Below are 21,858 nucleotides of genomic sequence, written 5' to 3'. Positions count from 1 at the left end.
TCTCACGAGTCAGAGACGCCCGCGCAATTGTCGCGATACAGATCGGCATTCGCGTCCAACGCCAATCGCTTGGTGGCACTGTTGTAATAGAAGGATCCGGACTCGCCGTTGGCAAGCGTGTAGTCACCGCATACGCCATAGCCCTTGTTGACGCGAATCGAGTGTGAAAGCTCGGCAGGCGTCTGACTTTGGTGTTCTTCCGCTATGGCCGTGGCGATGTGAGTATCACGTTGCGCCTCGGAATAGGCCTGACCACCGAAGATCAAGCCGGCAACGGCGAGAATGGCAACCACTGGAATCCATAGATTGTGCATAGCAGTGTCCGTTAAAGGCGTAGAACCTGGCGTCATGGCATAGCTTTTCGACCACAGATGCCGAGTGGCGGAGGACAAACGGGGCCTTGCTAGAAGCTCGAGGATCAGGTCGAGGGATTTTTTTCGTCTTCCTGCAGCTGAGAGCCGTACTCCACCCCATGCTTGTGTAGATAATCACGTATCAGCTGCCGCACGACTTGCGATGGCGTCAGGTCCTGTAAGGCACACAACTCCTCGAAGGCGCGTTTCTTCTGTGGGTCTATCAGCAATGTGAGGCGAGCCGTTTTCTTTTCCATGAGCATTCTCCTCTTTTATTAACATCAAATGTTAATGCCATGGCCTTCATGTCGCAATGCCCTGCGCTATTCCGAGAGCAGGTATGCGTCTACGTTTGCACCTGATTATAATTGCATGTTAATGTCATTAACATAATCATCCTTCCTCATACCCAATGCTCCGCTCGACACCACCATGGTGAGGGGCATGACAGCGAGGGGCATCGTATGTCACGCCAAAGGTTTTACGTGGACTTGCCCAGCATCTCTTCAGGACTTCGCACGGCATGGCGGAGCGGGTACGGCCTCGCCGATTTACGCAAAGATGTGATGGCTGGCCTCACCATCGGCACCGTGGCCGTGCCACTCTCGATGGCATTGGCGATCGCGACAGGTGTTCCTCCTCAGCACGGCCTTTACACAGCCATTGTGGCCGGGGCCATCATCGCGTTGACCGGCGGCTCGCGTTTCAATGTGTCAGGCCCGACCGCCGCTTTCGTCGTCATTCTGTTCCCGATTGTCCAGCAATACGGTCTCGGCGGATTGCTCATCGCCTCGATGATGGCCGGCATCATCCTGGTGGTCCTGGGGATTACCCGAATGGGCCGCCTGATCGAGTTCGTGCCTTACCCTGTGGTCCTTGGCTTCACGGCAGGGATTGCAGTCGTCATCGCGGTCCTGCAGATTCCCGATTTCCTGGGGTTGAGCGTCGGACAGCTCGGTGAACATTTCGTCGAAAACCTGGGACGGATCGTCGCCTCGCTGCCCACGCTCGATCCTCTCGAATTCGGCATTGGGGTATTGGCTCTGGTTGTCATGTTGCTATGGCCACGCTTGCATGTCCCCATTCCCGCGCCTCTTGTCGGGTTGATCGTGGGCGCTATCGCGGCTTACGCAGCCAATCAGTGGTTCGCCAGCGAAAGCGCACCGGCCGTCGAGACGATTGCCTCCCGCTTTACCTGGGAGGCCAATGGCGAGACGGGAACGGGGATTCCCCCGATAGCGCCGTCCTTCACGGCTCCCTGGCTGCTACCAGGTCCCGATGGCGCTCCATTGGAGCTGAGTTTCGAGCTGATTCGAGCGCTGCTGGGGCCCGCCTTCGCCATCGCCATGCTAGGCGCCATCGAATCACTGCTATGCGCGGTGGTATCGGATGGACTGACCAAGACCAAGCATGACCCCAACGCCGAGCTGGTTGGCCAAGGGCTGGGCAACATCGTGGCGCCACTCTTCGGTGGCATAACGGCCACGGCGGCTATTGCCCGGACGGCGACCAACATCCGCAGCGGCGGGCGCTCCCCCATCGCCGCGGTGGTGCACTCCGTCGTGGTACTGTTGGCCGTCATCGCGCTCGCCGGATTGCTGGGCCTCGTTCCCATGGCCGCACTGGCGGCGCTGCTGTTCATCATTGCCTGGAACATGAGCGAAGCGCGTCATTTCCTGCACACCTTGCGCTCGGCGCCTCCCGGCGACGCCGCCATCCTTGTCACCTGTTTCGGCCTGACCGTTCTGTTTGACATGGTCCTGGCCGTCGCAGTCGGCATGGGGTTGGCCGCAGCACTCTTTATCCGCCGCATGGCCTTGCTGACCACGACCGATCGCCTCGAGGCAGAACGGCACCCTGCCGTCACCGGGCTGCCTCCAGAAATGGCGGTGTACGAAATCAATGGTCCCTTGTTCTTCGGAGTGGCCGAGAAGGCCCTCACATCCCTTCATCGAGTGGACCGTCAGGTCCAGACCGTCTTGATAGACATGCGCAAGGTTCCCAGCATGGATGGCACGGCCATCGTCGCCCTCCAGTCGCTCATCGGCGAAATGCATCGCGAGGGAGTGGCTCTGATCCTGGTAGGGTTACCCACACGCATTATCGTCAAGCTGCGCCGTGCAGGTATTCGAAAAGTCGCTGGAATGCTGACCTACCGTAGCGACTTGCAATCGGCCAGAACCGTCGCGCTACGTTGGCATCACGAGCGACACGAAATGGATCGCAACACCGACTGAGGCATGACAATGAGTCAGACGATTGCAGTATTGAAGGGGGATGGCATAGGCCCCGAAATCATGGAGGCTACCCTCAGCGTCCTGAATGCACTGGACTGTGGCCTGCAATATGAATTTCTGGATGCCGGCCTGACTGCGCAGGAAACGCATGGACAGCCAATGCCCGCTGACACGATCGCAGCGATCAGAAAACATCGCATAGCACTGAAAGGCCCCTTGACGACGCCGATCGGTAGCGGGATATCGTCCCTGAATGTCCAGCTGCGCCGTGAATTCGATCTTTATGCCAATGTTCGCCCTGCGATCAGTTTCCCTGGTACTCGCTCACGCTATGACAATATTGACCTGATCACGGTACGCGAGAATACCGAGGGTGCGTATCTCTCCGACGGGCAGAGCCTCTCCGATGATGGCGAGACGGCACTCTCCAGCATCCGAGTGACTCGCCGGGGATCGGAGCGCATCGTGCGCCATGCCTTCGAACTGGCACATCAACGCAATCGGAAAAAAGTCACGGCCGTTCACAAGGCCAACATCATCAAGACCAGTTCCGGACTTTTCCTCGATGTCGCCCGTGAGGTAGCGAAAGAATATCCGGACATCGAGTTCCAGGAAATGATTGTCGATAACGCCTGTATGCAGCTGGTGATGAACCCTCACCAGTTCGACGTTATCGTCACGACCAACCTTTTTGGCGACATCCTCTCGGATCTCTGTGCCGGGCTGATCGGCGGCCTGGGGCTGGCACCGGGCGCGAACATTGGCACAGAAGCCGCTATTTTCGAGGCAGTGCATGGCTCGGCGCCGGATATCGCCGGGCAAAAGCTCGCCAATCCATGTGCACTGCTATTGGCCGCTGCGGATATGCTCGATCACTTGGGCATGGTGGATAAAGGAGCCCGGATTCGTCGAACGATCCGGACGGTGCTGGAAACGGCTCGAGATCGAGTGACACCTGACATGGGCGGAACCGGGACTACCGATACCTTTGCCGAGGCTTTGGTCGCCCACCTGCATGACCGATAAGCCGCATGACTCTGATCGCAGCTCCTGAGACATCCGTTAGCCAAGGCTATTGGCATTCAGAGTCTGCATGCAGCGGATGAGCAGCGAGCCCCGGCTTGGCGCGCCTTTCCGGGGTGCGCTGTCACGCCACACGGTCGCGTGTCATTGCCGTGATCCCCCTCGCCTATACTAGCTGCAGATTCGACGCGCCTCCGGCAGCGGCATGCGCATCAACGGCGTCACGAATCATGCCCTGGCGAACGGAGCCGCGAGCCTCATGAACATGCCCTACCGCAAGCGTCTTTTTTCAGCCCTGGTGCTCGCCGCCCTGGCGGGCATCGCCGGGATTGCCGCCTGGCAGACGCTGCGACCCGGCGACGATGAGAACGTCATCGCACGTGGCAACGGCCGCATGGAGGCGACCGAAATCGACATCGCCACCAAACTGGGTGGCAGGGTCGCCGAGATACGGGTCGGCGAGGGTGAATTCGTCGTCCCCGGCCAGATACTGGCCCGCATGGACACGCGAGCGCTCGAGGCGGAATCGCGCCAGGCTCGGGCCGAACTGCAGCGCATGCGCAACGCCTTGCAGACCGCCCACGCTCAGGTGGCTCAGAGCGAAAGCACCAAGGCCGCCGCGGAAGCCGTCGTGCATCAACGCCAGGCGGAGCTGACGGCGGCACGCAAGCGCCATGAACGCTCCCAGGCGCTGGTGCAGCGTCATTCCATCTCCCGCCAGCAGGCCGACGATGATCTGGCGGTCATGCAAAGCGCGGAAGCCGCGCTGGCAGCGGCCCGGGCCCAGGTCGCGGCGGCCCAGGCGGCCATCGTCGCGGCCCGCTCCCAGGTCATCGAGGCGCAGTCCGCCATCGACGCCGCCGACGCCAATGTGGCGAGAATCCAGGCGGATCTCGATGACAGTCGGTTGCAGGCCGATCGGCTGGCCCGGGTGCAATATCGCGTGGCGGAACCTGGCGAAGTCCTCGCCCCCGGGGGCAAGGTGCTCAACCTGATCGACCTGACCGATGTCTACATGACGTTCTTTTTGCCCACCTCGCAGGCCGGCCGCGTGGCGCTGGGCGATGACGTGCGCCTGGTGCTGGATGCCGCTCCGGAATACGTGATTCCCGCCCGTGTCAGCTTCGTCGCCAGCGCCGCCCAGTTCACACCCAAGACGGTGGAAACCGCCAGCGAGCGGGACAAGCTCATGTTCCGGATTCGCGCACGCGTCGATCCGCAGTTGTTGAAGGAGCATCTCGAACAGGTCAAGACCGGCCTTCCCGGCATGGCCTATCTCAAGCTGGCGCCCGACGCCGCGTGGCCCGCGTCCTTGCAGGTGAACCTGCCGCCATGAGTGAAGACCTCATCGCCCGGCTGCGCGGCGTCAGCCTGCGGTATGCCGCGACCACGGCCCTGGCCGACGTGGACCTGGACGTTCCGGCCCGGCGCATGGTCGGCCTGATCGGTCCCGACGGCGTCGGCAAGTCGAGCCTGCTGGCGCTGGTGGCCGGTGCCCGACGCCGCCAGCGAGGCAACGTCGAGGTGCTCGGCGGCGACATGGCGAACGCCAGGCATCGTCGCCTGACGGGACCGCGTATCGCCTACATGCCACAGGGCCTCGGCAAGAACCTGTATGCGACCCTGACGGTGCGCGAGAATCTCGAGTTCTTCGCACGTCTCTTCGGCCAGAACCAGGTCGAGCGAGAAGGCCGCATTCTCGACCTGACCCGCAGCACGGGACTGGCCGAGTTCCTCGAGCGCCCCGCCGGCAAGCTCTCCGGCGGCATGAAACAGAAGCTGGGCCTGTGCTGCGCGCTGATTCACGATCCCGACCTGCTGATCCTCGATGAACCCACGACCGGGGTCGATCCGCTCTCGCGCAGCCAGTTCTGGGAGCTCATCGCCCGTCTCCGCCAGCAACGTCCTCACATGAGCGTGCTCGTCGCCACCGCCTACATGGACGAGGCCCAGCGCTTCGACTGGCTGGTGGTCATGAACGAGGGCCGACTACTGGATACCGGCACGCCCCGGACCCTGCTCGAACGCACCCGCTGCACGACGCTGGAAGCGGCCTTCATCCAGTTGCTGCCCGAGGACCAGCGCCGCACGCATCAGCAGCTGGACATTCCCCCGCGACGCACCAACGACGAGACCGCCATCGAGGCCCATGGACTGACCAAGCGATTCGGCGATTTCACCGCCGTGGATCACGTCGACTTTCGCATCGCCCGCGGCGAGATCTTCGGCTTTGTGGGTTCCAACGGCTGCGGCAAGTCGACCACCATGAAGATGCTCACCGGACTGCTGCCTTTCGAGGCAGGCCAGGCCCGGCTGTTCGGCCAACCGGTGGCCCCCGACGACATCGCGCCCCGGCGGCGCATCGGTTACATGTCGCAGGCCTTCTCGCTGTACAGCGAACTCAGCGTGGGCCAGAACCTCGACCTGCATGCTCGGCTCTTTCAGCTGTCGGAAGACGACTACCGCCAGCGCCGCCCTGCGCTGCTGACCCGTTTCGACCTCGAGCACGTCGTCGACCGGTTGCCCGGACGCCTGCCACTGGGCGTCCGCCAGCGTTTGTCGCTGGCGGTGGCGGTGCTCCATCGTCCGGAAATCCTGATTCTCGACGAACCCACCTCCGGCGTCGACCCGATCAACCGCGACAACTTCTGGCATCAGTTGGTGCAGATGTCGCGGGAGGACGGCGTCACCATTTTCATTTCCACCCATTTCATGAACGAGGCCATGCGCTGCGATCGCGTCGCGCTGATGCATGCCGGCCGGGTGCTCGCCACCGACACCCCGCAGGCGCTGATCGCAAACCGAGGCAGCGATACACTGGAACAGGCCTTCATCGGCTATCTACGCGACGCCGCCTCGCCTGGCGCTTCGACCGGCGCCGCCCCCATGGCGCTTTCCGCCCCCGACTCGGCCACGAACGATACGCCGCCACCGCGTTTCAGTGGCCGGCGACTGCTCAGTTACGCCCGGCGCGAGAGCATCGAGCTACGCCGCGACCCGGTGCGGGCCACCATGGCGATGATCGGCACCCTCGTGTTGATGTTCATCATGGGGTACGGCATCAACATGGACGTCGATCGTCTCGCCTTCGCCGTGCTCGACCGTGACCAGACCACGACCAGCCAGCACTATGCGCTCAACCTGTCCGGCTCGCGCTACTTCCAGGAAAAGGCACCGCTGCAGAGCTATGCGGATCTGGAAACACGCCTGCGCAGCGGTGACATCAGCCTCGCGGTGGAAATACCGCCCGATTTCGGGAGGCGGCTCAAACGCGGCGACTCGCCCCAGGTGGCGTACTGGATCGACGGTGCCATGCCGAGTCGCGCCAATACCATCCGGGGGTACGTGGTGGGCATCCACGATGCCTATCTGCAGGAGCTGGCGCACGGCATGGGCACGCGCGCCGATAGCGGGCAGGTCGACATTGCGCTGCGCTATCGCTACAACCCCGACGTGCAGAGCTTGCCGGCCATGGTGCCGACGATCATGTCGCTGTTGCTGATGATGATTCCGGCCATGCTGACCGCGCTGGGGGTGGTGCGCGAGAAGGAGCTCGGCTCCATCACCAACTTCTACGTCACGCCGGTGACACGCCTGGAATTCCTGATCGGCAAGCAACTGCCCTACGTGACGCTGGGCCTGGTCAATTTCCTGCTGCTGGTGCTGCTGTCGATCCTCGTGTTCGATGTGCCCCTCAAGGGCAACCTGCTGACCCTGACCCTGGGCGCATTGTTGTACGTGATGTGCGCCACGGGGCTGGGATTCTTGTTCTCGACGCTGTTCAACAGCCAGATCGCCGCCATCTTCGGCACCACGATCGGCACCCTGGTGCCGGCGCTGCAGTTCTCGGGCATGTTCAACCCCGTGGCCTCTCTGGAAGGCGCCTCTGCCGTGATCGGACAGCTCTACCCCACCACCCATTTTCTGCTGATCTGCCGGGGCGTGTTCTCCAAGGCCCTGGGATTGGCTGACTTGTATCCCTACTTTCTGGCCTTGCTGGCAACGCTCCCCGTGCTCGGCGGACTCAGCCTCGTTGCCCTCGGCAAACAGGAGAAGTGACATGCCAAGGCCTGCCAACGTCCTGCATCTTGGCATCAAGGAACTGCGCGCGCTGTTGCGCGATCCGGCGATGATGACGCTCATCGTCTATGCCTTCACCCTCAGCATCTATGCCAGCGCCACCAGCGTACCGGAGATTCCACACCGGGCGGCCATCGCCGTGGTCGACGAGGACCGCTCGCCCGCCTCCGAGCGCCTCCTGGATGCGTTGCAAGCCCCTTATTTCCTCGCCCCGCAACGGGTCGCGCACGAGGAAATGGACGCCGGCATGGACGCGGGTCGCTACACCTTCACCCTCGACATTCCGCCCGGCTTCCAGCGCGACCTGCTCGACGGTGAAACGGTCACGCTGCAGCTCAACGTCGATGCCACCCAGATCAGCCAGGCATTCACCGGTGCCGGCCACCTGCAGCAGATCATTCACAGCGAGGTCGCCGCCTTCCTCGATGGGCCGGGCGCCACGGGCGAGCCGGCAGTGCAGGCGGTGATACGCGCGGCCTACAACCCCAACCTGATCGAGTCCTGGTTCGGTGCAGTGAACGACGTCATCAATCATGTCACCATGCTCTCGATCATTCTCACCGGCGCGGCGCTGATCCGCGAGCGTGAGCATGGCACCATCGAGCATCTGCTCGTGATGCCGGTCACGCCCTTCGAGATCATGCTGGCCAAGGTCTGGTCGATGGGACTGGTGGTACTGGTGGCCTCGACGCTGGCCTTGCATCTCGTGGTCCATCGCTGGCTGGGGGTGCCGCTGGCCGGCTCGTTCGCCCTGTTCCTGCTCGGCACCATGCTGCATTTGTTCGCCACCACCTCGATGGGCATCTTCTTCGGCACCGTGGCGCGCTCCATGCCGCAGCTCGGGTTGTTGATCATCCTCACCCTGATCCCGTTGCAGATGCTCTCCGGAGGTACCACGCCCCGGGAGAGCATGCCGGCGTTCATCCAGGACATCATGCTAGTCGCGCCGACGACCCATTTCGTGATGCTGAGTCAAGGCATCCTTTTTCGCGGCGCGGGGTTATCGGTCGTCTGGCCCCAGTTCGCAGCCCTGATGGCGATCGGCACGCTATTTTTCACCTTCGCCCTTTCCCGGCTGCGGAAGTCGCTGGGATGAGCAGGCAGGCACCGATCGTGATCGACATCAAGAAATACCCAGCCGAATGCCACTCAACGCGACTATCCTGTCAAGAGATACCCCAGGTGCCTGACGACCATGCAAGAACGAAAAACGAGACTGGAAACGCTGCGACTGGAGTTGCTGGAGCGCATTCGTCACTACGAGGCCCACCAGCACCGCACGAGTGGTGCCTTGGACAAGGATCTCGATGACCAGGCGCTGGAGGTCCGCAACGACGAAGTCATCGCGCGACTGGAAGACGAGGCCAGGACGGAGCTGGCCCAGGTGGAACGCGCCCTGGCACGGCTCGATACCGGCGTCGGAGATCATTGCGAGATATGTGGCGGTTTGATCGCGCCCGAGCGACTCGAGGCTCTGCCCTACACGACGCGCTGCAAGGCGTGCGCCGACCGCTGAGGTCGCCCTGCCGCCATCGCGAATCGGCAAGCGACTGATGGCCCCATGAAAGCGCGGCAAGGCATTGCCTTGCCGTGCGAACGCCTCAAGCCTTGATATGCAGCTTTCTGCGGTGGGCTTCCTTGAGCTTGGGCAAGGTCACCTCGAGAATGCCGTTCTTGAAAGTGGCTTCGGCCTTGTCGGCATCGATGTCACAAGGTAGATCCACCGTACGCATCACGCTGCCTTGCGATATTTCGCAACGATAGTAATCGCCTTCTTCCTTGCGGCTTTCCCGGTGGCTTTCTCCCTTGATCGTCACCGTCCTGTCGGTGACCGACACATCGACGTCCTGCGGCTCGATCCCGGGTATTTCCGCCCGCAATATCACTTCCGCGTCCTTGTCGAGTATATCGACCCTGGGCATGGTCGATTTCAGTCCCGTCAGACGCTCCCAACGATGGGGAAGCATCCAGTCCCGAGCAAACAGGCTATCGAACATGCGATCCAGCTCGCCGAACGGACTCATGGCGCGAGACCTGACGACCTGATCGTCGGAGACGGCCGGCGTACTCTGAACACTCGTTGCGGCTTCCTTGAACTTTTTATCAGACATGACTTACCTCTCTTGCTGTCAACCAGCCGTGGAATGTGCCCCAACAAACGCGCCCCTTGGCGCTGTAAAAAAATAGCTCATCCGCATTCTTCTAAGTTGACCCAGGTCAAGCGCAGCGCACTTGTCGCAACCCGTGACAAGAGCGATACATGCCTTCACCTATCCCCCACAAAACACCGTTACCAGCGGGTTCGGAAAGGTTGATACCGGTCAGACGCCGGCGCCAAAACACCCCGACGACGTCACCGACATGACATCGAGCGCAAGAAAGCGTCACCCGATAAGGCAACGGGGACTATTCTTGACGATGTCACCCATGCAGCGTTGATCGAGTGGAACGATTCCGTGGAATTCAAAGACTACTACCAGACGTTGGGAGTCGACCGGGACGCGGCCATCCCCGACATCAAGAAGGCCTATCGCAAGCTGGCGCGCAAGTACCATCCCGACATCAGCAAGGAGCCCGATGCCGCCCTGCGCATGCAGGAGATCAACGAGGCCAAGGCGGTGCTCACCGATCCCGAAAAACGCGCCGCCTACGACCAGCTTGGCGAGCGCTATCATGCCGGGCAGGACTTCCGGCCGCCGCCGGATTGGGATGCGGGTTTCGAGTTCTCGGGCGGCGGTTTCGAGGATATCGACCTGGGCGAGTTCAGTGACTTCTTCGCCAACTTGTTCGGTCGAGGAGGCCAGCGGACGCATCGTGGCCATCGCATGCAGGGCGGCGACCGCCATGCCAGAATCTATGTCGACCTGGAGGATGCCTACCGCGGCGCGGTACGTACCGTGACGCTGCACGTGCCGCAAACCGATGCCCAGGGGCACGTCTCGGTGCGCGAACACAACCTCAAGGTACGCATTCCCAAAGGCATCAAGGAAGGTCAGCACATTCGGCTGGCAGGCCAGGGGCAACCCGGCATTGGCGGCGGCGAGCCCGGCAACCTCTATCTCGAAGTGCACTTCACACCGAACCCGGACTACCGCGTCGAAGGTCGGGATGTCTTCGCGACGTTGCGGGTGGCTCCCTGGGAAGCGGCGCTCGGCGCCGCCATCGACGTGCCCACGCCCTCGGGTCAGGTCCACCTCAAGATCCCCAAGGGCTCGCAGGGCGGGCGCAAGCTACGCTTGAAGGGACGTGGCCTCCCCGGCGACGAACCCGGTGATCTCTACTTCGTGCTGGAGGTCGTGCTGCCGCCGGCCCATACCGACAAGGCCCGCCGCCTCTACGAAAGCATGGCACGCGACATGCCGTTCAACCCACGCCAGACGAGACAAGCCAATGGCTGAATACAATGCAATCGAGGCCGAGGTGCTCGACGACGCCCGCCTGACGCTGGAAGAATTCGCGCGTGCCTGCGCCGTCGAGCGGCAATGGGTCGTGGAACGCGTGGAAAGCGGCATGCTTGGCGGCGGCACACGCTACCTCTCCCAGTGGCGCTTTACCAGCCATGACCTGACCCGCGCCCGCCGTCTACGCCAGATGGAGTTCGACTTCGACGCCGAACCGGAACTCGCCGCCCTGGTGGCCGACCTGTTCGAGGAAGTGGACCATCTGAGAGGACGCCTTCGCGCGGCCGGCCTGAAGCTCGAATGACCCACAACGACGCGCCCTGTGGCAGATGGAGCCAGCCAGGCACACGGCAGGCTGCGTCATTCAGCTTGACCGCCATGGCAAATCATCAAGAAATACAGTGTCGTTACTATCTGATTGTTCAATCAGCAGTTCCCGCCATTTCCAGCACGGCAGCCCCCTGCAACCTGCCCTCCTTGAGGTCTCTGAGTGCCTGGTTGGCGGCATGAAGCGGATACCGCTCTATATGGGTGTCGATTGCGACTTTTGAGATCAGGCCAAGGAAGTTTTCACCGTCCTTACGGGTCAGGTTGGCGACCGAGCGCAACTGACGCTCGCCCCAGAGCAACGCATAGGGAAAGGTGGGAATGTCACTCATATGAATGCCACCACAAACGACCACCCCGCCTTTACGCACGGCGCGCAGCGCAGCGGGTACAAGCTCACCTACGGGTGCAAATATGATCGCTGCATCCAATGGCAGATCGGGCAGTTGGTGGGAATCCCCTGCCCAGGTTGCCCCCATGTGGCGCGCAAATTCTTGCCCTTCCTCGTCTCCCGGTCGAGTAAAGGCATACAATTCGACGCCCTGCCATAGAACAACTTGAGCCACGATATGAGCTGCAGCACCAAAGCCATAGATGCCCAGGCGTTGCAGGCCACTGCCGCACATGTTTAAAGCACGGTAGCCGATCAGGCCAGCACACATTAACGGTGCCGCTTCAGCTGCATCGCAATCAGGATTGACAGGAAAGCAGAAGCGGTGATCCGCCAGGGTATAGTCCGCAAAGCCACCATCAATTTGATAACCGGTAAAGCGGGCCCGGTCACATAGGTTTTCTTGCTCGTGCAGACAATACCAGCACTCACCACAGCTGTACCCCAGCCATGGAACGCCCAGGCGTACCCCATGAGAGAGCGTGACGCCGGGGCCACAACCCGCAACGCGGCCAATGATTTCGTGTCCAGGGACGATAGGATAGAGAATGTCCGGTAGCTCACCATCCAACAAATGCAGGTCGGTGCGGCATACTCCACAGGCTTCAACCTTGAGCAACACCTGCCCAGGGCCAGGTACAGGAACAGGTCGCTCCCGCTCTTGAAGTGGCCCACCTCTTCTCTCGAGTACCATGGCCTTCATGTGGTTCATTCCTGAGCCTTGATATCACTGAACAGTCTCGACCGTGTGCCCACCTGGTCGAGACTGCTCCACTCCCCCGACAAGAACCAGAACCTTGATGGTTATAGCATGATATCTCTTGTCAAAAATCCTCATGTGAAAATTGATAAAAACATTGACCCATATCAACCAAGCGCTATAAAAAATTGTCATGAACCTCTGACTGCATCTAGACTTGGCTGTGACAGGACACCAAAGCGATCCAGAATGGTGCAGGCTCCTGGCTTTCCAGCACGATCAACCAGTTATGCAAAGCCATAAAGACTAGATTCTGCTGTCAGCCTGCCAACAGAATCAGACCAAGGCTGGCATCGCCCATCATCAATAACAAAATAATAAAACCATTTTTAATTCAAGATTCAATCCAGCCTCATATATGAATGATCCCCATCAACATCAAGGCCACCAGATAACGCCGCAAGAAAAAACCTTCTATACTGAATACTCTTTCACCAAGGAATAAGGCGATGAACAAGTCGAAACAGCCTGAAACGCCTTTACAACCTGCCAGCACCGATAGTCCGTACTTGTGGTGGTATCAACCTTGGGGAGAGGCCATCGACTCGACGGTCAAGCTGCAGGGTATATGGCTGGAAACATGCAACGATATCGCCCGTCATGAACTCGAGTTCCTCTCGACCATGGCGACTTCCTGCAACAAGCTCACAAATTGCATGCTGGGTCTCGGCGGGCAACTGACACTGGCCTCGATGGCGTCCTGCTATCACGATATCGGTAGCGACATGGCTGAAGCCACCTTGAAACGCACACGCATGGTCTCGGAGCTCAGCGACGATTTCATTGAGCGCATCTGGAGCGAGATCTGAGTACTCGGCACTCGCAATGCCTGGTGGATCTTCTGACTGACCGAGCGTTCAAAGCCGACCTTGTATATGTCGCACGTCCCCCAACGGAGCCAGCCAGGTAAACGGCAGGCCCCGCTGGGCGGCAACCGGCCACCTCTCCTCTGACGTTGAAAGCCGTCACATCTCCCGCGTTTCGTTCCAGAACTTGCTGCGAGGTTGATGCACGCCTGCTGCTCGGCTTCTACCTTGGAAACATCAAAACGCCGAGGAGTCATGATGACGGAACTCAATATTGCGTGGGCCCTCGTGGGCGGGATCGTGCTGACGGTCGGCATGCTTTCTCGGCCACTCGACCGCTCCTGGACATCGCCGCCCATGCTGGCCTTCGCCGTGGGAGCGCTGTTAGGTCCCCAAGGCCTGGCATTGCTGAATCCATTCCAGTGGGGAAACGCCCACGTACTGATGGAAGAAACCGCTCGTTTGACGCTGGGCATCAGTCTGATGGGTATCGCCCTGCGCCTGCCACCTCGCTACCCCTTGTCACATTGGCGCTCGGTCGTGGTTTTGCTGGCCATAGGGATGCCCGCCATGTTCCTGATCAGCGGCTGGCTGACCCATTGGGTACTGGGAATCCCGCTGCTGACCGCGTTGCTGATCGGTGCCTGCATCTGTGCCACGGACCCGGTCCTGTCCTCCTCCATCGTCACGGGAGGGCTGGCCAAGAACAACCTGCCCGGCAATTTCCGGCACCTGCTTTCCACTGAGTCGGGTGCCAACGATGGACTCGCCTATCCATTGGTTCTGCTGCCGATTCTGCTGATGACCGTACCGACGTCAGCGGCTTGGACGGAGTGGCTGGTCAAGGTCTGGGCATGGGAGGTGGGGGGCGCCATCGGGATAGGGGCGCTGTTGGGCTGGCTGGCGGGGCGCAGCTTGAACTGGTCCGAAGCCAAGGGGTTTCTCGACCAGCCTTCGTTCCTGTCACTGACTTTGGCACTGACCGTGCTCGTGCTGGGCGTGGGCAAGCTGATCGGAACCGACAGTATCCTGGCGGTGTTCGCCGCAGGACTGGCCTTTGACCAGGTCGTGGGCGGCAAGGAACGTGGCGAAGCTGACAACGTGCAGGAGGCCGTGAATATCTTCATCACCATGCCTGTCTTCGTGCTATTCGGCTTGATGGCGCCATGGCACGAATGGCTGGCCTTCGGGTGGCCGGGATTGGGACTGATCGTGCTGGTACTGCTGTTGCGCCGCTTGCCGGTGATTCTCGCGCTACGCCCCCTCTTGGCCCCCGTTCGAGGCAAGAGGATTTCGTGGGTCATGGGATGGTTCGGTCCCATCGGGGTATCGGCACTCTTCTATTCCGTCATGGCGGCGGAACGCACAGGAGACGATGTCATCTGGCACGCGGGCAGCCTGGTGGTGTTTGCCTCGGTCATTGCGCACGGCATGACGGCCGCTCCGTTTGCCAAGGTCTACGGTCGTCTCGAGTCGCAGCGGTAGCACTGCCCCAATGGCAGGCAATGCAAAAAGCACTGATCAACTGCGCCGCCGGTGGCAAATGGCTCTCGATCGCCGCGGATGACTATCGCTATCGGCAAACCTTCAATGAAGCCTTCTGCATCAGCGTTTCATTGAAGGTGCCAGACCTGTGCCCAACGCCATCCGTCTTTTTCGACATACGCTCCAAGATAGCGCTGCGCATCGAGCTCGCTCAGACAGGTGCGTACGCCAGCCTCGTCGCGGTCACACTCCGGCATGGAGGCCAAGGCTTCAGGGGGGATCTCAGGGCACGCCTTCGCAGGGGTGACGAAGCCGCTCAGGACATTCAGGTAACTTTCCATGGCATACATCGCCATGCCCAATTTCAGGCGCACCGACGCAGGGATATCGGGGCAACAGAGGTAGGCTACCGAGAGCGCCTGGTGAAAGCGGGCCAAGGCGAGCGGCAGTGACCGGTCCTGCACGGTGTCGTGATAATAATGCAGGATCGGGAATGACAGATGCTGCTGCCCCACGCTAATGATCATGCCCGAAAGCTGTTCCGCCTTTTCCGCCAGCGCGGCATGACTCCCCTCCCCACGGGTATTGTTCAGCATGGCTTGCGGCGTGCCGCCCATGGCATGCAGCGAGAGTGCCAGTGTCTTCTTCTGCGTCACGGCCGAGACGATCGATAGCACATAAGTCACCGCAAGGGTGAACAGCAGCAGTCCATTGGCGGCCGCCACGACCGACAGTATTTGCCATGGCGCTTTCCCGGGGACGAGATCGCCATAGCCCAGCGTGGTAAGCGTATAGCCTACGTAATACGCACGCTCTACCCGACCAGCCGGCTCCCCGGTACTGCTGCTGACAACGGCATTCGCTTCGCCGCAGAAAACCAGCCACCACCCCAGCCAGAGCCCCAACACCCACGTCAGGAACAACCCTATCGTGATCCAGGGGCCCGCCGCCTGCAGTAAACGCGGCAGGTGATAGCGGCGATGCAGGCTTAGCAGGAGATACCAGATCCCTTCCGCCAGGCGAGTCGTCAACGGGCCAGAATTCGATGCTGCCAGGGTCGTCTGGATGATGTCGTAACAGATGAACAGGACCACCAGCCCGCCCAAAAGCAAAAGCACCGTCTGCATAAACTCCTTCCTGACCGGCCAGCAGCGCCTAAGCTGGCGTGACGCTGACGAATTGACTCAAGCACCGGGCGCATCACGCTCAATTTCGTTTTTCGAAGACATCGACAAAGGAGGTGCCATCAAGCCTGCCTGACGAAAAAAACCCGGCCACTCGGGCCGGGCTTGCAACCGATGCTTCCTTATCCCACCAGCCTTGGGCTTCCTGCCCAAGCATCCTTGGTTCAGAGCGTTCCATCGCTCGGCCTTCCCTGCAGGACTCTCCCTAGTCCGTTACGTACACGATACTCGCTGCAGGCAGATATCGGTTTGATCCAGGATAAACCGCACCGTACGAAATTCGCTTCGCGATTGTAGGAAAATACTTACACGCGACTTGGCCCGGCTCGATCGCCACGGCGTCTTCACCGTTGCCGAGTCAGTATTCGAATCATCCATCGACAAGCACGGTGCAACGGGCAAGAGCGAAGCACATCGAGTTCCCTCTCGTATCAGACAACCGTTCCATGCACTCACCAGTGAGAGACACCAGCGTCTAATACGATAGGCGTAGACCCCGGGGGCGCAGGATAGTCGACGTTGAGCCTCAGGTGCTGATAAAACGTGAATGGCTAAAAAAGGAACAGGGACTGGATGTCGGCCTACCGGCCAACGCCTGTCATGATACGTACCAGCCAACGATAAAAGTGATAAATCGAATGGATGCTCTCATATCGCTCGCTCCCCCCATCGCCGCCGTCGTGCTGGCGCTGCTTACCCGCCGAGTCAATATCTCGCTCTTCCTGAGTATTTTACTGGGCGCCTGGATCGTTGCAGGCAATCCGATTTCCGCCGTTGGCCAGACGTTCGACTGGTTCGCGGAGGTGATGACCGATGAATGGAATGCGCGCTTTCTCGTACTTGTCTCGTTGCTCGGCGCCGGCGCAGCCTTCATGCATACCACCGGTGGCTCCCAGGCCTTGGCCAGGTGGCTTTCCGGCAAGGTTTCCTCCTCGAAAGGCTCCCTGCTGCTCACCTGGCTGCTCGGCGTCGTGATCTTTTTCAACGACTACGTCAATTCCGTCATCGTGGGGAACGCTTCACGAGACCTGACGGCCAGGCACAACGTCTCGAGGGAAAAGCTGGCCTGGACCATCGATGCAACATCCGCGCCGATGGCGACCCTGGGTCCCGTCTCCGACTGGATCGGTTATCAGGTCTCGCTCATCGCCGGTGCATTCGCCGTGCTCAGCTTGACCGGAGAACAACCCTACTGGGCCTTCCTGCAGTCGGTACCCTGGAATTTCTATGCCCTGCTGTGTCTCGCCTCGGTGCCCATGATCCTCCTCATGGGCGACTTCGGCCCCATGAAACGCGCCGAGCGTCGCTCACAGGAAACCGGCGAACTCGTCGCCCCCGGCGACAACCCGTTATCCAGCGTCGAAGAAGACCTGGGTGAGGTCCCTGAAAACCGGGGGCGCGTCTGGAATTTCTTGATTCCGCTTGCGGTACTCATCGGCGTCGCTTGCTGGGCACTCTGGTACACGGGCGGCGGCAACGAAGGCAAGCCGCTGATGGAGGCCATCGCGGATACCGATGTCAGTGTCTCGCTCAGTTGGGCCGCGTTCGCGATGGTCGTCGCCGGGATCGTCATGGCGCTGCTTCAGCGTCAATCGCTGGAAGCCTGCGAGAACACCTTGCTGGCAGGCTTCAAGACCATGCTGCCGGCGCTGGTCATCATGGTGCTGGCCTGGTCAATCGGCACCGTTACCGGCGCGCTCGAAACCGGCGATCACGTCATCGCAGCGACGGAGAGCTGGCTATCGCCGACGCTACTGCCGATCCTCATTTTCGCCATTGCCATGGTGATATCTTTCTCGACCGGCAGTTCCTGGGGTGCCATGGCGATTTTGACGCCGATCGGGGTCCCCCTGGCATACAACATCGGCGACATGACACTCGTGAGCATGGCGATCGGCGCCATCTTCTCCGGCTCGATTTTCGGCGATCACTGCTCGCCCATCTCGGACACGACAGTCATGGCCTCGATCTTCTCCGGTTCCGATCACGTCGCACACGTCAAAACCCAAATCCCCTATGCGCTCGTTCCGGCTTCAGTGAGTGCCCTGCTTTACCTCGGGACGATCGTCATCTCATCCCCCTATATCTTGCTGGCCATCGGGCTGGCCCTGCAGGCCGTGATCATCAAGCTCTTGGCCTCGAGACGCACCTGACGCGAAAAATCGGACGCAGGGTTAACCAAAGTCGCATCCAGACGCTCTCGGAAATGCCGATATGACAATCACATGAAGCATTCACTCTGTAACGGGAGCTCGTCTGGATGGCTACGACAAGACGCGGGACGCACCGAGGTATTTCGCTAAGCCTGCAGGGCAAGGTTCTGCTGCTGGTACTCGTTCCATTGTTGCTGACGACGATGACGCTGATCGGGGTGGTCGCCTACGACCTCGTCCAGGCATCACGCACCGCCCTGGCCGAGCAGCGCGACATGCTGGTCGAATCGCGCCAGGCCGCCGTACAGAACGTCATCGAGACTGCCAAGTCTGCCATTGCACCGATCGTCGCCGAGGCCGGTCCCAACGACGCCGAAGCCAAGGCCCGCGCCAAAGAGATCCTCAGCAGCATGCGCTTCGACGGCAGCAACTATGTCTTCGTCTACGACTATCAAGGCACGACTCTGGTGCAACCCTTGAAGCCGGAGAGCATAGGCAAGAACGCCCTCAAGACCCAGGACAAGCATGGCAACCTGCTGATCAGCGACATGATCGACCTCGCCAAGCAGGGTGGCGGCCATTACCAGTACGCCTGGCCGCATCCGGACAGCGGCGAGGTCGAAACCAAGTATTCCTACGCCACCGGGATCGACAAGTGGAACTGGATGCTGGGCGCCGGTACTTATGTCACCGGAATCGACGAGGCCATGGTCGCTATCGAGGCCACTCAAGCTGCCGAACTGCGCAAAGTTCTAATCGCTACCGTTCTGATCGGTGCAGCCATTTTCGTCACCGTTGCGCTCATCGCCTACTGGCTGACCCGGCGCACCATCCAGCCCATCCGTCGCACCGCCCATGCCATGCAGGACATCGCTCAAGGCAAGGGAGACCTGACTCGGCGACTCGCCATTGAAAGTCGCGACGAGGTCGGCGAACTGGCGGCCCAATTCAATGCTTTCGTGGCACGCATGCAAGAGACCCTGCGCGATGTGCGAGCCAGCACCGCTCAGGTCTCTCACGCCTCGGAAGAAATCGCCCGCAGCAGCGAAGAATTGGCAACACGTACCGACCAGGCTGCCGCCAATCTGCAGGAAACCTCGGCCTCGATGGAAGAGATCACCTCCACCGTCACGCAGAGCGCCGACTCGGCACAACAGGCCAATCAGTTGGCCCAGTCCACGGCCGACGTGGCGCGCCGCGGCGAGGCCTCGATGAGCCAGGTCGAGCGCACCATGAACGACATCAACGCCTCGGCGGCCAAGATCGGCGAGATCATCACCATGATCGATTCGATCGCCTTTCAGACCAATATCCTGGCCCTCAATGCCTCGGTGGAAGCGGCCCGCGCCGGTGAGCACGGTCGCGGCTTCGCCGTGGTCGCCGAGGAAGTACGCACGCTCGCCCGCCGTTCCAGCGAGGCCTCGCGGGAAATACGCGAGCTGATCGACACGTCCGTCACGTACACTCGCTCGGGGGCCGAACTGGTGCGCAATGCGGGCGAGACCATGCAGGAGATCGTCACCAGCGTGGCCCGCGTCACCGATGTGATCGGCGAGATCAGCGCAGGCGCGCGCGAGCAAAGCAGTGGCATCAGTCAAGTCAATGTCGCGGTGACGGAAATGGATACCATGACCCAGCAGAACGCCAGCATGGTCCAGCATACCTCCGCCAGCGCCGACGCCATGCGCGAACACGCCCAGCGTCTGAGCCGGTTGATCAACGGCTTCGTACTCGGCGAAGACGAGGAAGCGGTGACATCCCGCCCATCGGCTTTGCCGACGGCAGCACACTCGACGCCGGCGCGACGCGAGCGAAGCAAGTCGCCGGTACCCAGCGAGGGGGATGACTGGGAAGCGTTCTAGCGGTGATCGAGACGCCTATCCGATGAACTGGCGACTGAAGGTCCGGGAGGGCCTTCAGTCAGTTCATGCTGGCGGGGACATTCCACGCCCCCAGCGTGGCCAGCCCTGCAGCGAACGAGGGCTGGTCGATGCACGCATGACATCGATATCCATCGCCTGATAGGCTGAATTGTGTTATTTCGTGAACAAGTTCGACTAGGCGATAGGAGATCGGCTCACCGCCAGATCCGCGCGCACACAACCACAACAAGACGCTTACGAGGCATTCTTCCTTGATTCGAATCGACAACGTCTCCAAGTCGTTCGGCGGCTTGCAGGCAGTACGGGGCGTTTCCTTCGAGGTAGCGCAGGGCAGTATCACCGGCTTGATCGGGCCCAACGGGGCCGGCAAGAGCTCGCTGTTCAACATCGTCGCTGGACTCTTTCCCCCTTCCAGCGGCCGCGTGCTGCTCGACGGCCAGGACATCACCGGCCTTCCGCCCCACAAACTCTTCCATCGTGGCCTGGTACGCACCTTCCAGATTCCGCATGAATTCTCGCGCATGACGGTGCGCGAGAACCTGATGGTGGTGCCGCCGGGGCAAAGCGGCGAGAACCTGTTCAAGACCTGGCTGCGCTGGGGCAAGGTCAGGCAGCAGGACAGCGAAGTGCTGGACCGCGTCGACGACGTGCTCAAGTTTCTGGAGATCACCCACGTCGCCGACGAACTGGCCGGCAACCTCTCGGGCGGGCAAAAGAAGCTGCTCGACCTGGGCCGCACGATGATGACCGATGCGAAGATGGTACTGCTCGATGAACCCGGCGCCGGCGTCAACCGCACCCTGCTCGGCAAGATCCGCGAAGCGATCCTGCGACTCAACCGCGAACGCGGCTACACCTTCTGCGTCATCGAGCACGACATGGACCTGATCTCGGCACTCTGCGAGCCGGTCCACGTGATGGCCAACGGCGAGCTCATCGCCTCCGGCTCGATGGAGACGCTGCGCCAGAACGAGGAGGTCCGCGAGGCCTATCTGGGCGGTGGCGCCAGCGGCCGGATGGGCGAAGAAACACCTCGCCAGCACTCGACGGATGAAGGAGCGTCATCATGAGCAGCCTGCTCGAAGCCAAGGGCCTCTATGGCGGCTATGGCGGCGCCGACATCCTTCAGGGCACCAATCTGCGCGTGGAGGCCGACGAGATCGTGGTCATCGTCGGCCCCAACGGCGCCGGCAAGTCCACCGCCATGAAGGCGGTGTTCGGCCTGCTGCGCATCCGCGAGGGCGAAGTCCGCTACCGTGGCGAGACGATCACCAATGCCAAGCCCGAGCAGATGGTCCGCCGCGGCATCGCCTATGTACCTCAGGAGAAGAACGTCTTTCCGTCGTTGACGGTACGCGAGAATCTCGAGATGGGGGCCTACCTGATGAAGGGCGACCTGTCCCAGCGTCTCGACAAGGTCTACACGCTGTTTCCCAAGCTTGCCGAGCGGCGGCGCCAGCAGGCCGGACTGATGTCCGGCGGCGAGCGCCAGATGGTCGCCATGGGCCGTGCGCTGATGATCGACCCGCAGCTGTTGATGCTCGACGAGCCCACCGCCGGCCTCTCGCCGCTGCTGATCGACGAAACCTTCGAGCGCATTCAGGAAATAAATGCCCAGGGCATCGGCGTGCTGATGGTCGAGCAGAATGCCAAGCAGGCACTGGCCATCGCCAATCGGGGCTACGTGCTGGCCACCGGCAGCAACCGCTACGAAGACACCGGTCCCAATCTGTTGGCCAACCCGGAAGTCGCCGAAATGTTCCTGGGAGGCTGAA

19 protein-coding genes are annotated in these 21,858 nt (G+C 61.0%); 14 read left to right on the top strand and 5 right to left on the bottom strand.

The genetic code is table 11. From position 1 onward, the window contains the following. Nucleotides 1-2: 2 nt before the first annotated feature. Together ABGX75_RS13585 and ABGX75_RS13580 are read right to left on the bottom strand one after the other, a co-directional pair. Nucleotides 3-314, bottom strand: a complete 312-nt coding sequence (locus ABGX75_RS13585) for a hypothetical protein (protein ID WP_035410205.1) — start codon at nucleotides 312-314, stop codon at nucleotides 3-5. A gap of 104 nt (nucleotides 315-418) precedes the next feature. Continuing rightward, the gene (locus tag ABGX75_RS13580) at nucleotides 419-610 is read right to left on the bottom strand and encodes a hypothetical protein (RefSeq protein ID WP_035411504.1); all 192 of its coding nucleotides are present in this window, start codon (nucleotides 608-610) and stop codon (nucleotides 419-421) included. 207 nt (nucleotides 611-817) lie between these two features. Here ABGX75_RS13580 and dauA point away from each other — a divergent pair, with 207 nt between their 5' ends. From dauA to ABGX75_RS13550, 6 genes are all read left to right on the top strand, one after another. Next, nucleotides 818-2,590 carry a C4-dicarboxylic acid transporter DauA gene (gene dauA, locus ABGX75_RS13575; RefSeq protein ID WP_347410498.1) on the top strand — a complete coding sequence of 591 codons (1,773 nt, stop codon included), beginning with the start codon at nucleotides 818-820 and terminating at the stop codon, nucleotides 2,588-2,590. A gap of 9 nt (nucleotides 2,591-2,599) precedes the next feature. Further along, a complete protein-coding gene (locus tag ABGX75_RS13570) occupies nucleotides 2,600-3,616 on the top strand; it encodes an isocitrate dehydrogenase (RefSeq protein WP_128690456.1) in 1,017 nt (338 codons plus the stop codon). Between the two features lie 256 nt (nucleotides 3,617-3,872). After that, nucleotides 3,873-4,949, top strand: coding sequence for an HlyD family efflux transporter periplasmic adaptor subunit (locus tag ABGX75_RS13565; protein WP_347410499.1), 1,077 nt, complete (start codon nucleotides 3,873-3,875; stop codon nucleotides 4,947-4,949). Further along, the gene (gene rbbA / locus ABGX75_RS13560; RefSeq protein WP_035410210.1) at nucleotides 4,946-7,672 is read left to right on the top strand and encodes a ribosome-associated ATPase/putative transporter RbbA; all 2,727 of its coding nucleotides are present in this window, start codon (nucleotides 4,946-4,948) and stop codon (nucleotides 7,670-7,672) included. Before ABGX75_RS13565 ends, rbbA begins: the two co-directional genes overlap by 4 nt. Nucleotide 7,673: 1 nt before the next feature. After that, nucleotides 7,674-8,789, top strand: coding sequence for an ABC transporter permease (locus tag ABGX75_RS13555; RefSeq protein ID WP_011506731.1), 1,116 nt, complete (start codon nucleotides 7,674-7,676; stop codon nucleotides 8,787-8,789). A 99-nt stretch (nucleotides 8,790-8,888) separates the two neighbouring features. Beyond that, the gene (locus tag ABGX75_RS13550) at nucleotides 8,889-9,209 is read left to right on the top strand and encodes a TraR/DksA C4-type zinc finger protein (RefSeq protein ID WP_011506730.1); all 321 of its coding nucleotides are present in this window, start codon (nucleotides 8,889-8,891) and stop codon (nucleotides 9,207-9,209) included. Between the two features lie 85 nt (nucleotides 9,210-9,294). Here ABGX75_RS13550 and ABGX75_RS13545 read toward each other — a convergent pair whose 3' ends face one another. Then, complete coding sequence (locus tag ABGX75_RS13545) at nucleotides 9,295-9,804, bottom strand: Hsp20/alpha crystallin family protein (protein ID WP_011506729.1); 510 nt, start codon at nucleotides 9,802-9,804, stop codon at nucleotides 9,295-9,297. Between the two features lie 345 nt (nucleotides 9,805-10,149). Between ABGX75_RS13545 and ABGX75_RS13540 the strand changes: the two genes are divergently transcribed. Together ABGX75_RS13540 and ABGX75_RS13535 are read left to right on the top strand one after the other, a co-directional pair. After that, a complete protein-coding gene (locus ABGX75_RS13540) occupies nucleotides 10,150-11,091 on the top strand; it encodes a DnaJ C-terminal domain-containing protein (RefSeq protein WP_110062404.1) in 942 nt (313 codons plus the stop codon). After that, nucleotides 11,084-11,398 (top strand): chaperone modulator CbpM, encoded by a 315-nt coding sequence (locus tag ABGX75_RS13535; RefSeq protein ID WP_224114408.1) that lies wholly within the window; start codon nucleotides 11,084-11,086, stop codon nucleotides 11,396-11,398. Before ABGX75_RS13540 ends, ABGX75_RS13535 begins: the two co-directional genes overlap by 8 nt. A gap of 118 nt (nucleotides 11,399-11,516) precedes the next feature. On the opposite strand, the gene ABGX75_RS13530 is transcribed toward ABGX75_RS13535, so the two are convergent. Continuing rightward, nucleotides 11,517-12,515 (bottom strand): zinc-dependent alcohol dehydrogenase family protein, encoded by a 999-nt coding sequence (locus tag ABGX75_RS13530; protein ID WP_224114409.1) that lies wholly within the window; start codon nucleotides 12,513-12,515, stop codon nucleotides 11,517-11,519. Between the two features lie 506 nt (nucleotides 12,516-13,021). On the opposite strand from ABGX75_RS13530, the gene ABGX75_RS13525 reads away from it, so the two are divergent. Together ABGX75_RS13525 and ABGX75_RS13520 are read left to right on the top strand one after the other, a co-directional pair. After that, entirely contained in the window at nucleotides 13,022-13,381 is a 360-nt protein-coding gene (locus ABGX75_RS13525; RefSeq protein WP_179152125.1) for a hypothetical protein, read from the top strand. A 255-nt stretch (nucleotides 13,382-13,636) separates the two neighbouring features. Next, nucleotides 13,637-14,863 carry a cation:proton antiporter gene (locus ABGX75_RS13520; RefSeq protein ID WP_287124047.1) on the top strand — a complete coding sequence of 409 codons (1,227 nt, stop codon included), beginning with the start codon at nucleotides 13,637-13,639 and terminating at the stop codon, nucleotides 14,861-14,863. A gap of 128 nt (nucleotides 14,864-14,991) precedes the next feature. Here ABGX75_RS13520 and ABGX75_RS13515 read toward each other — a convergent pair whose 3' ends face one another. Then, the gene (locus ABGX75_RS13515; RefSeq protein WP_287124048.1) at nucleotides 14,992-15,990 is read right to left on the bottom strand and encodes a potassium channel family protein; all 999 of its coding nucleotides are present in this window, start codon (nucleotides 15,988-15,990) and stop codon (nucleotides 14,992-14,994) included. A gap of 695 nt (nucleotides 15,991-16,685) precedes the next feature. Between ABGX75_RS13515 and ABGX75_RS13510 the strand changes: the two genes are divergently transcribed. The 4 genes from ABGX75_RS13510 to ABGX75_RS13495 all read left to right on the top strand — a co-directional run bounded on the left by ABGX75_RS13510 (nucleotide 16,686) and on the right by ABGX75_RS13495 (nucleotide 21,857). Next, nucleotides 16,686-18,200: a Na+/H+ antiporter NhaC family protein gene (locus ABGX75_RS13510; protein WP_287124050.1), complete on the top strand. Its 1,515-nt coding sequence runs from the start codon at nucleotides 16,686-16,688 to the stop codon at nucleotides 18,198-18,200. A gap of 107 nt (nucleotides 18,201-18,307) precedes the next feature. Further along, the gene (locus ABGX75_RS13505) at nucleotides 18,308-20,062 is read left to right on the top strand and encodes a methyl-accepting chemotaxis protein (RefSeq protein WP_287124051.1); all 1,755 of its coding nucleotides are present in this window, start codon (nucleotides 18,308-18,310) and stop codon (nucleotides 20,060-20,062) included. A 272-nt stretch (nucleotides 20,063-20,334) separates the two neighbouring features. After that, nucleotides 20,335-21,153, top strand: coding sequence for an ABC transporter ATP-binding protein (locus tag ABGX75_RS13500; RefSeq protein WP_110062625.1), 819 nt, complete (start codon nucleotides 20,335-20,337; stop codon nucleotides 21,151-21,153). Beyond that, complete coding sequence (locus tag ABGX75_RS13495; protein ID WP_011506721.1) at nucleotides 21,150-21,857, top strand: ABC transporter ATP-binding protein; 708 nt, start codon at nucleotides 21,150-21,152, stop codon at nucleotides 21,855-21,857. The genes ABGX75_RS13500 and ABGX75_RS13495 overlap by 4 nt, the downstream gene beginning before the upstream one ends. Nucleotide 21,858 lies beyond the last annotated feature (1 nt).

It is taken from the genome of Chromohalobacter sp. (assembly GCF_039830575.1).
Taxonomy (GTDB): Bacteria; Pseudomonadota; Gammaproteobacteria; order Pseudomonadales; family Halomonadaceae; genus Chromohalobacter; species Chromohalobacter israelensis.
This window is presented reverse-complemented; position numbering and strand designations above follow the sequence as displayed.